We start from the raw sequence: 14308 nt of genomic DNA on the forward strand, positions 1-14308 counted from the left end.
CGCGAACGGGCTCGGGCGGCGCCTCCGCCGCCCGGCGGAACCGCCAGGCCCCGAACAGGCCGGCGGCGGCGATCAAGGCCACCTGCGTGACGGCGCTGGGGGCCAGCAGGGCGAACGCGGCCGCCGCAACAGCCAGCGTGGCACGGGGCCGGTCGGACGCCAGACTGCGGCCCATGCCAAGCACCGCCTGCGCGACGATGGCGACGGCGACAAGCTTCAGCCCGTGGAGCCACCCGGCCTGGGCGACGGGCGTCCCATGCAGCGCGAGCGCGAACAGAGCCATGGCGAGAGCGGACGGGAGCGTGAAGCCGAGCCAGGCGACCACCCCTCCAAGCAAGCCGGAGCGGATGATGCCGAGTCCGATACCGACCTGACTGCTGGCCGGCCCGGGCAAAAACTGGCACAAGGCGACCAGATCGGCATAGCCCCGCTCGTCCAGCCACTTGCGCTTGACCACATACTCGTCCCGGAAATAACCGAGATGCGCCACCGGTCCCCCGAAGGAGGTCAGCCCTAGCTTTGCGGAAGCGGCGCCGATTTCCAGCAGCCGCAAAAATCCGTTGTGAGCCCGGGACGATCCGGCGGAGTTCATATCTTCTTCATTCCGTAGCGGAGCGGATGTATCTTTCGGACCTGCAGACATGTTGCGGATAACACTCCTTTTTTGTAAGTGCAGGGGATAATTGGTAGTCACTTTTTCATCAAAACAGATTTTCCGCTCCGATTCAAGTTATTTTTTTGTGATTTTTCTCATAAACCGCTCATTGGCGGACTCGACCGCTGAAAAAGAAGGCATCCTCCGGCTGTGGCAAGCACGGCTGGGGATGCCTTCTTTGGCTGATCCTCTGTTTGACAGAGGGGACCATTTACGGTTGGAACTCTCTGACCATCCGTTTGGCCGGTCCGTTCGGCGTATCGATCGTTTCGTATACGCGGATCGTTACGCCCGATTCGATCTGCTCCGTCTTGACGTTCGTGAACGAAATGCGCTGCGTGCCGGTAATCAGCTTCTGCGTGCCGGTGAAGCCGGCGGATTGAGAGCCGAGCACCCGGCCGAGCCCGTCGACAAGCTCGAACTCCATTTTCGAAAAGTTTTGGTCGATGATCACCGGCTCCCGCTGCTCGATCGTTAGCGACAAATTCAAATGATACGAATAGCCGGTCGACGTGCTGTAGGTCGTCGCCAGATTGTTCGCATCGATGTTGACATCGAACGGGTAGAAGCTGATTTTGCCGTACTCCTCTTCCCGCTGCGCGGCGACGCGGAACGTGCCGAGATCCAGCTTGGCCGGCGCAATCGCTTTCGGGTCCGTCACGCGGAAGGCGATATTGTCCCCTTTTTCGTCTGCCGGCACCATGAACGAATAGGCGACGACATAGCTCGTTCCGGGCATGATGGCGGAAACCGCGGACGTCTGCCGGACGCCCGGGAACGCCAGCCCTTGCGAGTTCAGCAGCTCCGTGCCGACGTCCGGAAGCGTCAGGACCGAGCTTCCGCGGTTCGTGTACTTCACTTTCGCTATGGCCGTTTTGTACCCGTAATCGGTATTTTCGTGCAAATGCAGCTCGACAAGCGACATGTCCAGCTTCGAGTCGATCAGGCTGCTTGCCGCAAGAGGCAGCGGCGTACCGTACTCGTAGCTTTTGGCCGCCATCGTCGGGTTGTACTGCTGCGCAGCGCCTTGGAGGCTGACGACCATCACCGGCCGTCCGTCCGTCTTCGAGCCGGATGCCGTGCCGGACGAGGAGCTTGATGTGCCGCTTCCGCTCGTCCCTGTCTTCGTCTGTCCGCTCGTGCCGCTTGCGGCATTGGTGCCGCCCGAGCTTCCCCCCGCAGAGGACGAGCCTGAAGCGGAACCGCCCGCTGCCGTGCCGGACGTTGAGCCGGATGCGCTTGTTCCCGCGCTGGCGGCACTTCCGGCGGCGCCGCTGTTGGCCGTATTCGCGCCGGAGGACGCGCTCCCGCCGCTGGCGGACGCTGTCGTGCCCGAGCCGGCGCTTGTCCCTGCCGCATCCTCCTTCACACGGACCACAAGCTGCGCTGCATCGGGCTCGACGCCGGACGGGAGCAGCGCCGTGTAGCTGAACGATACCGCGGCTTTCGGCGCCAAATAAGCGTCGCGCGAGGAACGGGCTTCCGAAGCCGCTGCGGAGCCGTCTTTGCCGAACTGGTAAGCTCCGGTCAGTGCGGGTACCGCGATCATCCGGTCGCTGTCATTGCGCAACGTCACGCTGGACTGCAAGAGCATGCCGTCTTCCTGACGGATGGCCGTCGCTTTCTCGGCGACGACCGTCAGTCCGCTGCCCGTTCCGTATCGGGCCAGCGGCTTCTCGCTGCCGAGCTTGACCGCCGGCGGCAGCTCGCCGAGCGGCAGGCTGCCGAGCACCTTATCCTCGCCCGCATTCGACGTTACCAACTGCAAGGTCAACGGCCCGACGGACTGTTCGGAAAGCTCGGCCTTCACGGTCCGCTGAACGGTTTCATTTGGCAGCAGCGAAGAATTGTCAGAACCGGAAAGAGCGGCGGCAAGCGTGCGCCCGTCGGATGTCAGCAGCCGGTATTGAAGGCCTGACGGAAGCGTTGCGTCCGTTTTGCCGCTGCCGGTTACATACAGATTCACATACAGATACGGCTTGCCGTTCTCGACGACACGGAAGCCGTCCCCCTGCACGAACGTAAGGAATACATCCTCTTTCGCTGCAGGGTCTGCGTCTTTGAGCCGCAAGAGGGTCTGCGAAGCCGTCGATACTCCTCCAGGGAGCGAGTCCGCCACGGGCAGCGCGCCGATGTCGCGCGTCTGATCGGCCCCGCTGCCGTCCCAGGCGTACAGGTCCACCTTCAACCCCTCGGCCTTGATGCCCGGCGCAAGCTGGGAGTAAAAATCGAACGTCTGCTCCTTGCCCGGCTGGACGCGGGCGCTTTGCTTGCTACCCAGGCGCGCCGGATAGCGGTTCCCCGCCTCATCGACTACCCGGACGCCGTAGCCGTTGAAATCGACCGCGCCGGTGCCACCGTTATGAAGCTTCAGCGAGAACTGCATCAGCGGCGAATCGCCGCCCGCGGCAAGCGATGCGTTCTCCAGCGTAAAGTAAGTATCGTTCGCTACAAAAACGCCCGGTTTTCCCGCATAAACGGCCGGCGGGGAAGCCGACAGGCACACGGCGCTTATCGCCAGCGCTCCGAGCCAGGCCGTACGGGACGGCTTCGTTAACATGTTTAAGCTTTTCAAAAGCTGTTCCTCCTTTAGTAAAAACCGGATTCCAAGATTAATCGAAGCGGAGCGCGTCGATCGGACGAAGCTTGGACGCTTTGTTCGCCGGGTACAAGCCGAACACGACGCCGACGAGCACGGAGAACAGGAACGCATACAAGCCGATATCCATCGACAGCTTGGTCGTCTGGTTCGGATTAAACATCGGCCAGACAAGCGCCAGACCGCTGCCGAGCAGCAGCCCGATGAGGCCGCCGATGCCGCTGATGACCGTCGCCTCGACGAGGAACTGCATCAGGATGTTGCGGCGCTTCGCCCCGATCGACTTGCGGATGCCGATCTCCCGCGTCCGCTCGCTGACCGTCACCAGCATAATGTTCATAATGCCGATGCCGCCGACCAGCAGCGAGATGCAGGCTACGCTGATCAGCTGATTCGTCAGCGTGCTCGATGCGGCGACCCGCGCGTTCATCAGCTCATCCTGATTGATGAGATTGAAGCCTTGGTCGCTTTTGAATTTATAGGTCAAATACTGCTTCATCGTATCCTGTGCTTTGTAGATGTCTTCCTTCGTCGGCGTATCGATATAGGTCGTCCGGATATTGCCGAGCTTGAAAGTGCGCTGCGCCGTCGTGAGCGGGACGAAAACCGCATTGTCCATCGATGTGCCGCCCGCCCCGGTGCCCTTGCTTTTCAGCTTGCCGACCACCGTGAAGACGACGCCGTCAATGTTGATCTGCTCGCCTGTCGGGTCGAGCGTGCCGAAATACGTTTTCGACACCTCGCTGCCGAGCACGGCAACCGGGTTGCGGAATTCAAGATCGGCGTCGACGATAAAGCGTCCGGTCTCGAGCTGGCCTTTCATAATGCTGAGATAGCGGTCGTTCGTGCCGGTCACCGTAAACTTCTCCTGCGTCCGGTCGTACTTGATATTGGAGTTCGCTTTATTGATCGTCGGGGCGATCGACGAAAACTCCGGCAACTGCTCCAGCTGCATCAGATCATTGTAATCAAGCTGCTGCGCCCGTCCCGTTCCCAGCACGTTGACGACGAGCATGTTCGTCCCCAGGTTCTCGTACTGCTTCTCGATCTGGTCCGACGTGCCCCGTCCGATCGCAACGAGCGTGACGACCGAGCTGACGCCGATAATCACGCCGAGCATGGTGAGCATGGTGCGCATCGGATTGGACAGCACCGTCCGCAGCGCCATAGTGATCAGTTCCGTTGTTCTCATGCCGTCACACCCGCCGCTCCGGCCGGAATCTCCGCCAGTCTCTCGTCACGGACGATCAGACCGTCCCGGATCGACACCACGCGTTTGGCGTTCTCGGCAATATGCAGATCGTGCGTGATCAGAACGATGGTATTGCCCTGCTCATTGAGCCGGATAATCAGCTCCAGCACTTCCTTGCCGGTCTTGGAATCGAGCGCTCCCGTCGGCTCGTCGGCCAGCATCAGCGACGGGAACACCGCCAGCGCGCGTGCAATCGCTACCCGCTGCTGCTGTCCCCCGGACAGCTCGCTCGGTTTATGATGGCCGCGCTGGCCCATTCCCAGCAGCTCCAGCATCTGGAGCGCCGTTTCGCGGCGCTTCTTGGGCGGCACGCCCGAGTAAATCAAGGGCAATTCCACATTTTCCAGCGCCGTAAGCTTGGGAAGCAGATTGAACTGTTGAAAAATAAATCCGATTTTTTTATTCCGCAGCTCTGCGAGCTGGTTGTCCGTCATCTTCTCGGTAGCCACGCCGTCCAGCTTGTAGGAGCCGGAGGTCGGCACGTCCAGCAAGCCGATCGTGTTCATGAGGGTCGACTTCCCGGAGCCGCTCGGCCCGACGATGGCGACGAAGTCCCCCCGCTCCACCGTGAGCGACAGGTCGTTCAATATGCGCAGCTTTTCCGCGCCCCGTTCGTATTCCTTCGTAATGTGCTTCAGCTCAATCATCGGTTCCATGCCGGGATTCCTCCTTTCGCCGTTATCTGCCGGATTGGCCGCCGCCTCCGTTGGAGCGGTTCCCGCCTCCTGATCCGCCCGTGCCTCCTGCACCGCCTCCGCCTGGAGCAAACTGGAAATTGCCGCCGCCCGGAAATCCTCCGCCTTGGCCGCCCTGGAACTGCTGGCGCAGTCTGTCGATCTCGGCCTGGCTCAAATTTTGCCGCTGCTGCCGCACGGGCACGACGACTTTGTCGCCTTCCTTGAGGCCTTCGGTAATCTCCACATCCGTTTTGCTGCGGATACCGATCTTGATCTCCTTCTCTTCCCGCTTGCCGTCGGGCTGCTCCACGGTAACGAACCGTTTCCCTTTTTGCTGCTGGAGCGCCTCCATCGGCAGAACGAGAATGTCCTTTTTGTCCTGGATCAAAATGTTCGCCGTTCCCGTCATACCGTAGCGCAGGTCGCCCGTATTTTTGACAGCCACGACCGCGTCGTAGAACGTCACCCCGTTTGTCGTCGTTCCGACCGTGGACACCTGGGTCACTTCTCCTTCGAATTTGCGTCCCGGCAGCGAATCGACGGTCACTTCCGCCTTCATGCCGCTCTTCACGTTCGGAAGATCAAGCTCGTCAACTTGAATGGGTAGCTGCATGAAATCGAGGCTGGCCACCGCTCCGAACAAGGTCGTGCCTTCGACTTTGGCCCCTACCGGATAGCTCGCCAGCACATTCGTTTTCTTGTTGGCAAAATCCGTAGAAAATACCCCGTCAAAAGGCGCCTTGAGCGTCAATTGGTTTAACTTGTCCTCCAGGCTCGTAATCGTCGCCTTCTGACGCTCGATCGTCGCCTGCTTGTTCAAAATATCGCCGCTTAGCGTGTCGCTGCCGATCACGGCGATCAGATCGCCTTTGTCTACATGGCTTCCGGACTTGACTTTCAGTTCGCGGATGCTTCCGTTCGCTCCAGCGAACACCGTCTCGGTTTTTATGTAATCCAGCGCAGCCTTCTCCTGCGAGTCGACGCTGCGTCCGCCAATCGTCGCCGTCCCTTTCACTTTCATCCCGGCATCCAACGTCCCGTCGTTCGCTACGGTTACTTCGACATCGACCAGCTTGGCGCCGGAGCTGTCCGACCTCGTTAAAGTTCCTACAGAAGCGATCGTCCCTGTCTTCGTCAACAGGAAGCCGTCGGGAGCCAAATCGAGCGCATCGCCCTTTTTCAGCTGCGAAGCGTCCTCCAGCAAAAACGGCAGCTTTACCGTTAACGAGGACAAGTCCGCAATTGTGCCGATACGGCTCGATTTGGTCGTGTTCGAGCCCGTGTCCAGGTTGCCGGACAACGTCAGTTTGCCGCTGATCGGAGCGGTAATGCGCATATTCCCCTGCTGGGTCTGCAGATCGTTCAAATCATTTTCCATCTGTTGAAGGCTCGTTCGCGCCTCCTGCAGGTTCGTTTCGAGCGCCGGATCGGCGATTTCCACCAGGACGTCCCCTTTTTTCACCGGCTGGTTCCGGGTCAGGTTCATCGTCTTGATCGTTCCGTCTGCAGGAGCGATAATGTTCTGCATGTCTCTTGCCTCAAACTGGGAAGTGCCGGATACCGTTGACCGGATTTCCCCCTTTTTGACCTCGACCGTCTTTTCCTGTACGCTGGCGGCCGACTTTTTCGGTTTTTGTTGCAAATACACGTACGTTCCGGCTCCGACCACCAAGAGGCCGAGGACGCCGATGATCCATTTTTTGTAACGCAGCCACGCCATCCGCGTATCTCCTTTCTGAATCGATGTAGCATTGATCACCTCTTTCAATGTAGCATCCGTTTGTAAAAAAAAAGTGAAAAGTCGCTTAATCCCAACTTAAAGTGAGACGGCGGCCCGATGCTGCGAATAAGGAACGCCAAAAAGCCCGCAGCAACGATAAAATCGTTGTTGCAGGCTAGTGCCGGTGTATTCAAAATCCAGCTTTAACTCAGACGCGGACCGGCGGCGCGAACCGCCTCGGGCGCATCCGCAAACTTCCCGAAGTTGCTGACGAACCGTTCGGCAAGCTCCCGGGCTTTGGCGTCGTAAGCTTGTTTGTCCGCCCACGTGCTGCGCGGCTGCAGCACTTCATCCGGCACGCCGGGAACGCGGCTTGGCACAAGCACGCCGAACACCGGGTCCGGAATAAACTCCGCTTGCTCCAGCGTGCCATCCAGGGCCGCCGTGACCATCGCGCGGGTGTACCCCAAATTCATCCGCTTGCCTGCCCCGTAAGGTCCTCCGGACCAGCCGGTGTTCACCAGGTAGACGCGGGATTCGTGCTTGTCGATCTTGCGTCCCAGCATTTCGGCGTAGACGCTCGGACTCAGCGGCAAGAACGGCGACCCGAAGCAAGCGGAGAACGTCGCCTCCGGCTCCGTCACGCCACGCTCCGTCCCGGCCAGCTTGGACGTATAGCCGGACAGAAAATGATACATCGCCTGCTCCTTCGTCAGCTTCGCAATCGGAGGCAGCACCCCGAACGCGTCCGCCGTCAGGAAGACGATCGTCTCCGGATGTCCCGCCGTACCGGGGATCACCGCGTTCGCTATCGATTCAAGCGGGTAAGCGGCCCGCGTATTTTCCGTGCGGGAGCCGTCATGGTAATCCGCTTCCAGCGTGTCCGGGCGCAGCACCACATTTTCCAGCACGGCTCCGAACCGGATCGCACTCCAAATTTGCGGCTCCTTTTCTTCGGTCAACCCGATGCACTTGGCGTAGCAGCCGCCCTCGAAGTTGAACACGCCGCGGTCCGACCAGCCATGTTCGTCGTCGCCGATCAAACGGCGGTTCGGGTCGGCGGATAGCGTCGTTTTGCCCGTGCCGGACAGTCCGAAGAACAGCGCCACGTCGCCCTTGTCTCCTACGTTGGCCGAGCAGTGCATCGGAAACACGCCGCGGAAAGGCAACAAATAGTTCAGCACGCTGAAAATCGACTTTTTCATCTCGCCCGCATATTCCGTGCCGCCGATCAGCACGATGCGCTTTTCCATCGAAACGGCGATGAACGTGCCGGATTTCGTCCCGTCTGTGGCAGGGTCGGCTTGCAAGCCGGGCAGCGCGATCACCGTAAATTCCGCGCGGTGCTCCTTCAATTCCTCCGCCGTCGGGCGAATGAACAGCTGGCGCACGAACAGATTGTGCCATGCATATTCGTTCACGACGCGAATCGGCAGCCGGTATTCTTCATCCGCACCGGCGAAGCCGTCAAACACGTACAGCTCGCGTTCCTTCATATATTGTGCCGCTTTGGCTAATAAACGATCGAAGTGCTGCTCCGCCATCGGCTGGTTGACGGCTCCCCAAGCGATGTGGCCGTCGACGGAAGCCTCCTGCACGATATATTTATCCTTGGGCGAACGGCCCGTAAATTTTCCGGTAAAGGCCCGCAGCGCCCCGCTGGATGCAAGCTCCCCCTCCTGCCGCTTCAACGCGGCTTGAACCAAAACAGGAACCGGCAAATTATAATGAACGTTCCCCCCGGCAAGAAGCGCCGCCGTATCGAAGCTGTACTCCGTCGTTTTCATGTAATGCCCCAACCCTTTCTGTCTTCATGTCATTCTCATTTATTGTACACTATTCATTTATATATTGTATACTATTTGATCATAATGTTCACGGTTTATACTAATAATTCCGCAAACGTAACCAATAATCAGGATTTTATAAGAAAAAACTCATAAGAAGGTATTTGTTTCCTTTTGGAGAAATATTAGGTGGAGCAATTCGAATTTGCGGGTTTGTCGGGGAGGTACTATGCGCCACATTCAATCCGTCTTGAACAAGTACTGTTTGAAAATCACCGGTTCGCATTGGGAAGCCGAAGATCTGGCGCAGGAAGCTCTCATTCGCGTGCTGCAAGTGCTGCGCGAGCAGCCTGACCGTCCAATCAGCAAAGCGTATTTATTCCGCATCGCCAAAAACCTGTGGATCGACAAGCAGCGCAAAACGATGCGCCAGCCCGCCGTGCCGCTTACAGACGCGCATTTGGCGCAGCTCGCCTTTCAAGACAACCGGCTCCGGACCCGCGAGCTGCTGGAAACGCTGGCTCACCGGCTTCCCGTCAGCCAAACCGTCATTCTGCTGCTGATGGACGTATTCGATTTTACGGCGCGGGAGACCGCAGCGATGATCGATTCCACGGAAGGCGCGGTGCAAGCCGCCCGGTCCCGGGCAAGGAACAAGCTGAGAGCGCTCGCGGCGGAGCCTGCGGAAGCGGACGGACTGCAGTCGGGGGAACGGCAGGCCGCTCCGCCCGCAACGCTGTTCGAAGCCCTTGTCGACGGACTTCGGGGGCGAAACCCCGAGGCGATTTACACCGCGTATTTGCGGCTGAATCGGCAAGGCTATCGGATCGGCGGCATTCACAGACTGGCTCCCGACAAATTGTACTTTACCATCGAGGACCTGGATGGGAACAAGCTGATGGTGAGCACATGAACCTTTTCGCGAAACCTTGTACGGTTTTGCCCTCGGATTCCGTTTCTTGTTACGGGAACCCGATCTTCCAAATTCAACGCATCCAAAGGAGGTTTTTTCAGATGAGCAAGCACATCAAACGGATCGATACCGTCTTTGTCCCGGTTACGGACATTTCCCGGTCGAAAAAATGGTACATGAACCTGTTCAATTTCCGGATCGTTTATGAAAGCCCGGACGGCAGCTATGTCGGCTTCCGGTTTAACGAACCGGGTCCGCTGCAAACGGGACTCACCCTGTACCAAACGGATCAGCTTCCCGAGTCGCGGCATATGGCCTTCAACTTTTACACCACGGATGTCGATGCGTCGTACGCTTATTTTACGGAGCAGCAGGTCCGCACATCCGAGATTCACGGAGCAGGAGGCATGCGCTTCTTCGACGCATGGGACCCGGACGGCAACGCCATCGGCGTCGTGACGTTCCCGGAATAGCGCACAGGGGATTGCTTCGCGCGAAAAAAGAGGGGTTATCCGGAGCGACGGATAATCCCTCTTTTGCGGTAAAAAAGGAGTCGAATATATTCCACCTCTTGTTCCTGCATCGCTCCAATAGCTCCTTCCACTTCGGGTTCTCGAAGAGATTATATAAAAATAACTTTTCACCATGAACGAATATTGAAAATTTACTTAATCGCCGATTGAAATATACTGTATTACAGGAGGCGATATATTAATGAAAGAACAAGTGAATTTCGGAAACGTCTCGTAGGACTACGCCCGTTACCGCGACGAGCTGCCTGCGAGGCTGGCCGATTGGCTGGAAGCGCACGGCGCTTTGAATACCGGTGCACGGGCGGTTGATCTTGGGGCCGGGACAGGAAGCTTCTCCCGGCTCTTGGCCAGCCGCGGGGCAGCGGTGACCGGCGTCGAACCAACGGCCGAAATGATCGGTGAAGCGCGCCGCATCGCGGATCGCAGCGGCTCCCACGTCGTCTATGTTCAGGCTCCTGCGGAAGCAACCGAATTGTCTGCCGGCTTGTTCGATCTGGTTACGGCCGCCCGCGCATGGCATTGGTTCGACCGGCAGCAGTCTGTCCCCGAAGTGCGGAGGCTGCTTAAGCCGGGCGGCTTTCTGGCCGTCGTCGATTCGGTCATCTTGGCGGCCGAAAGCGAGGCGGCCCGCGCAACGTTCGAGCTGATCCGCAGGCAGATGCCGGACGGCAAGCTGAAGGCTCCCGGGGCCATGGCGGAAAGCACGGAGCGGCGCAACGGGTTTCCCTTGCGATGGTTCGACGAATGGGCGGAAGGCGGTTTCCAGGAAAAAGACAGCGGACAGTTCGGCTACGAGCTGCGTTTCACACCCGACGCCTGGAGAGGCAAGGTTCGTTCCATCTCCTGGTTTTCCCAACTGGACACGGAAAGCAGGCGGCAGGTCGACCAAGAAATGGCCGGGCTGTTTCGCGACGTGACGGAGCTGACGATCCCCCACCACTGTTCGTTCGTTCTGCTTCAAAAAGAAGTTCGGCCCCCAACTCGGCTCTAACCCCGCTCAACCAAAAAGGCTGCCGCCCGATCTGTCCGTCAAGCGTGCAGCCTTTTGCCTTATTGCGCCTTGCTTAGCGTTTCGCTATCGTTTCCCAATCGGCTGCGGTCACATTCCCCATATGCCACAGCGAGACGCCTTTTAGTCCGTAATACTTGGCCAGCCATAACTTCTTGGCGATGCTGTCCGCATCCTCGTAATAGATCGTATGGCTGCCGCGCTCGTCTTGAAAGGCAATTTGCTTCAGAAAATAAGGATAAGTGCGGTTCAACGCTATGCCCGGGGAAGCGATCCGCTTCTCCACCTCCGCGATATCCGGCTGCGCCAGCGTCACCTTCCCTCCCGTCGTGACCCATTGATTCGCCTGCTTCGAAATGCCCAGCACCAGCTTCTCTTTAGGAATGGAGAGGAGCGCTTGCTTCACCGTATCGCTAACCAGCGGCAGCGGAGCCGAGGGCAGCCCGGAATCTTGATGCGTAAAATCGTAAGCCATCAAAATGACGGTATCCGCGACCTCGCCGATTCCGTGCAGGTCGTACCCTTTATAGTAATATGTCGGCGGGACAGCCACCGTTAATATCTTGCTTCCGAGGCCCGCCTTCACTTCACGCAAAAACGCCACATAGTCCGCGGCAGCGTCCGCTTCCTTCAGCCCCTCCAGATCGAGGCAAAGTCCCGTGAACGCCTCTCCCGATTCGGATAGCACGGATTTCAGCGATTCGACGAAGCTTTTCCTCGCCGCAGCATCCCGGAGAAAGTCCTTTACACGGTCGCGCGGCTCGGTCGCGAAGATCATCAGCTCCTTGCCGAGCTTCGCCCGAGTGGCGGCATCGACGGGCTCCTGCCAGCCGTCCGGAAACCGGTACTCCGTCGACTTCGTATCCAGCTTCGCGCTTCCGGCGCCCTCGTAGGATAAACGGGACCAGCCGAATGCCACGCGATCGAGCAGAGGCATCCGCTGGATGGCGGAGTACGAACGGATCGCATAGAAGCCTGTCACTTCAAGCTTTCGCTGCCCGAGTCCGGCGTTCAGCAGCCGGTATATCGTGGCGGCGGCTTCCTTGCGCGTCAAAGAGCTGGCGGGACGAAACCCGTTTGCGTCGCCTTCCATGATCCCTTGGCGAACGGCAAAATAAACGTAAGGCGCTAAGCTTTGACCTATCGCCCCATGATCGGAAAAGCGCCGCAGCTCCTTCTCCTTCGTCCATTCGCCTTCCGTCCAGCGCTTCGCGACATCGGACGTTTCCAGGCTCAACAAATATTTTCCGATGGCAGCGGCCACTTCCTCCCGCTTCACCGCAAGTTCCGGACGAAGCGCCCCCGACGCATCCGGCATAAAGTCGATCCACTGCTTATTCAATGCCGCGGTAATGTAAGGATAAGACCATCGCTCCGCCAGCACATCCGTCACCCTCGCGCCCGCTTCGTCCTGAACACTCCCGTCATCCTGGCGTGCCGCGTTCACGAGCAGCTTGACGAATGCTTCCCGGGACAACGAATCGTTCGGGCGGTACGTCAGGTCTTCGTAGCCCTCGATCACTCCGAGCGCCGACAGGGAGTATACGGCATCCTCGGACCAGTCCTTGGCCGCCAGATCCGCAAACGGCTTCAACTGCGCCTCGTAAGCGGAGGCCGTTCCCGCAGCCGCCAGCAGCATTCCTGCCGCCAGCAGCGCCATTTTCTTCATCATTCCTTCTTCCCCTCTCTATGATAGCGTAAAGTTATACGCCACAAAGAGAGAGGAGGTTGCGCTCGGACCGGCTGACAGCCGGCTGATAACTGCCTGACACCAAGCTGATGTCCATGCCATACGCTGCGTCAGCGCAAAGCCTTCCGGCGGGTTTTAGGACGGAATCAGTCTTGGTTGCTTTTCCGCTTAGTCGGCAACTGCTTTCCGGGATGGCCTTTCCCCTGATGCTCCCGGTTTTTCTCATCCTTCTCCTGTGTTTCGTGCAGCTTGTTCAGCCAGGCTTCCGTACCGCCGGTCAAGTCATCTCTCATCTGTGCTATCCCTCCTTTCGTCGACGCTATTATGCCCTTGCCGCCGAAAAATATGGGGCAAACGTCAGGTTGAGGATCAAATGGGCCTGCGCGAAATCATAGCGGATAAATATTTTATTATTAAATTTTTTTTAGATTTATTAATTTATTGCTCACCGATCCGATAAAAGGAAAGTATGTCCTAACAAAGAACCGACAAAAGGAAGGGATTGGATTGAAAACATTACGTCTTGCTTTGATTTTTCTGCTTTCGCTGGGGCTTGTCGCCGGACAAGCGTCGGCCGAGGGCGAAGGAGCAAAAGGAAACAGCTACCGCTGGATTCAAGGGGGAACCAAGGTCGACCTCGGGACGGTAGCCACCTTGGATTTGGGCACTCCGTTCGTTTTTCTGAACGGCGACGATACCCGCAAGCTGTTGAAGGATTCGAAGGATATTCCGTCAGGCAAAGAAATCGGCAGCATATTTCCCGTAAACGAGCAGGAGCAATGGGAAGTTATTCTGGAATATATCGATACCGGCCATATTAAAGACGAAGAGAAGAAAGATTTGGATGCCGATGCGATTCTCAAGAGCTACCGGGAAGGAACGGAAGAACAGAACAAGCAGGTGCCGGATGAAAACAAACTGCAAGTGACCGGTTGGGACGTGAAGCCTTTTTACGACGAGAAGACGCATAACCTTACCTGGTCGATTGCGGCCCAGAACGCGCAAAAGGAAGCGCTCGTGAACTATAACGTCCGCATGCTGACCCGGACGGGTTACATTTCGGTCGTTCTCATCTCCGACCCTGCGCATCGCGCGAAAGATCAGGAGCTGCTGGCCAGTCAGATCATTCCCAAAATTGCCGCAAAGCAAGGCCAACGGTATGAGGACTTCGACGCGTCGAAGGACAAAGTAGCGGAATACGGGCTATCGGGCCTTATTTTGGGCGGTGCCGGGCTGGCCGTTGCCAAAAAAGTCGGCCTGCTCGCCATGATTGCTCTCTTTTTGAAAAAAGGATGGATTATCATCGTCGCCCTGCTTGCCGGGGTCTGGACATGGATCAAATCCAGAATGGGCCGTTCGCGGCGCAACGATCAACCCGCTCCGCAAGAGACGGCGGCAAAAGACGAAAACGCAAGCTCGTAGCAGCCCGATACCGATTCAAACGCCCAGGCTGCCTGACGCAATCCTGATAAA

At 58.1% G+C, this 14308-nt stretch carries 12 protein-coding genes; 4 read left to right on the forward strand and 8 right to left on the reverse strand.

The genetic code is table 11. The features are described 5' to 3' along the window. The 6 genes from chrA to pckA form a co-directional block, all read right to left on the reverse strand. Positions 1-592, reverse strand: a 592-nt coding sequence (gene chrA / locus KQX66_RS34995; RefSeq protein ID WP_216798190.1) for a chromate efflux transporter, incomplete at its 3' end; no start/stop codon positions are given. Between the two features lie 274 nt (positions 593-866). Then, positions 867-3230, reverse strand: coding sequence for a hypothetical protein (locus KQX66_RS35000; RefSeq protein ID WP_216798167.1), 2364 nt, complete (start codon positions 3228-3230; stop codon positions 867-869). A 37-nt stretch (positions 3231-3267) separates the two neighbouring features. Further along, positions 3268-4446 (reverse strand): ABC transporter permease, encoded by a 1179-nt coding sequence (locus KQX66_RS35005; protein ID WP_216798168.1) that lies wholly within the window; start codon positions 4444-4446, stop codon positions 3268-3270. Continuing rightward, complete coding sequence (locus KQX66_RS35010) at positions 4443-5162, reverse strand: ABC transporter ATP-binding protein (protein WP_284439881.1); 720 nt, start codon at positions 5160-5162, stop codon at positions 4443-4445. Before KQX66_RS35010 ends, KQX66_RS35005 begins: the two co-directional genes overlap by 4 nt. A 22-nt stretch (positions 5163-5184) precedes the next feature. After that, on the reverse strand, positions 5185-6903 hold the full coding sequence (locus KQX66_RS35015) for an efflux RND transporter periplasmic adaptor subunit (RefSeq protein WP_216798169.1): 1719 nt from the start codon (positions 6901-6903) through the stop codon (positions 5185-5187). A 203-nt stretch (positions 6904-7106) separates the two neighbouring features. Beyond that, complete coding sequence (gene pckA / locus KQX66_RS35020) at positions 7107-8690, reverse strand: phosphoenolpyruvate carboxykinase (ATP) (RefSeq protein ID WP_216798170.1); 1584 nt, start codon at positions 8688-8690, stop codon at positions 7107-7109. 229 nt (positions 8691-8919) lie between these two features. On the opposite strand from pckA, the gene KQX66_RS35025 reads away from it, so the two are divergent. The 3 genes from KQX66_RS35025 (at position 8920) to KQX66_RS35035 (ending at position 11127) form a co-directional block, all read left to right on the forward strand. Then, a complete protein-coding gene (locus KQX66_RS35025; RefSeq protein ID WP_216798171.1) occupies positions 8920-9603 on the forward strand; it encodes an RNA polymerase sigma factor in 684 nt (227 codons plus the stop codon). A 101-nt stretch (positions 9604-9704) separates the two neighbouring features. Next, the gene (locus tag KQX66_RS35030) at positions 9705-10076 is read left to right on the forward strand and encodes a VOC family protein (RefSeq protein WP_216798172.1); all 372 of its coding nucleotides are present in this window, start codon (positions 9705-9707) and stop codon (positions 10074-10076) included. A 301-nt stretch (positions 10077-10377) separates the two neighbouring features. Then, the gene (locus KQX66_RS35035) at positions 10378-11127 is read left to right on the forward strand and encodes a class I SAM-dependent methyltransferase (protein WP_216798192.1); all 750 of its coding nucleotides are present in this window, start codon (positions 10378-10380) and stop codon (positions 11125-11127) included. 73 nt (positions 11128-11200) lie between these two features. On the opposite strand, the gene KQX66_RS35040 is transcribed toward KQX66_RS35035, so the two are convergent. Both KQX66_RS35040 and KQX66_RS35045 read right to left on the reverse strand, forming a co-directional pair. Continuing rightward, a complete protein-coding gene (locus KQX66_RS35040) occupies positions 11201-12817 on the reverse strand; it encodes a glycosyl hydrolase family 18 protein (protein WP_216798173.1) in 1617 nt (538 codons plus the stop codon). 164 nt (positions 12818-12981) lie between these two features. Beyond that, positions 12982-13128 (reverse strand): DUF4023 domain-containing protein, encoded by a 147-nt coding sequence (locus KQX66_RS35045; protein ID WP_216798174.1) that lies wholly within the window; start codon positions 13126-13128, stop codon positions 12982-12984. A 214-nt stretch (positions 13129-13342) separates the two neighbouring features. Here KQX66_RS35045 and KQX66_RS35050 point away from each other — a divergent pair, with 214 nt between their 5' ends. Beyond that, positions 13343-14257: a DUF2167 domain-containing protein gene (locus KQX66_RS35050; protein ID WP_216798175.1), complete on the forward strand. Its 915-nt coding sequence runs from the start codon at positions 13343-13345 to the stop codon at positions 14255-14257. Positions 14258-14308: the final 51 nt, after the last annotated feature.

Origin of the sequence: Paenibacillus oleatilyticus, from assembly GCF_018998565.1 — a bacterium.
In the GTDB taxonomy this organism is placed as follows: Bacteria; Bacillota; Bacilli; order Paenibacillales; family NBRC-103111; genus Paenibacillus_G; species Paenibacillus_G oleatilyticus.

Coding starts and splice junctions, on each gene's coding strand:
- KQX66_RS35015 (WP_216798169.1), bottom strand. CDS start 6,903: ATGGCGTGGCTGCGTTACAAAAAATGGATCATCGGCGTCCTCGGCCTC.
- KQX66_RS35030 (WP_216798172.1), top strand. CDS start 9,705: ATGAGCAAGCACATCAAACGGATCGATACCGTCTTTGTCCCGGTTACG.
- KQX66_RS35040 (WP_216798173.1), bottom strand. CDS start 12,817: ATGATGAAGAAAATGGCGCTGCTGGCGGCAGGAATGCTGCTGGCGGCT.
- pckA (WP_216798170.1), bottom strand. CDS start 8,690: ATGAAAACGACGGAGTACAGCTTCGATACGGCGGCGCTTCTTGCCGGG.
- KQX66_RS35010 (WP_284439881.1), bottom strand. CDS start 5,162: ATGGAACCGATGATTGAGCTGAAGCACATTACGAAGGAATACGAACGG.
- KQX66_RS35045 (WP_216798174.1), bottom strand. CDS start 13,128: ATGAGAGATGACTTGACCGGCGGTACGGAAGCCTGGCTGAACAAGCTG.
- KQX66_RS35025 (WP_216798171.1), top strand. CDS start 8,920: ATGCGCCACATTCAATCCGTCTTGAACAAGTACTGTTTGAAAATCACC.
- KQX66_RS35005 (WP_216798168.1), bottom strand. CDS start 4,446: ATGAGAACAACGGAACTGATCACTATGGCGCTGCGGACGGTGCTGTCC.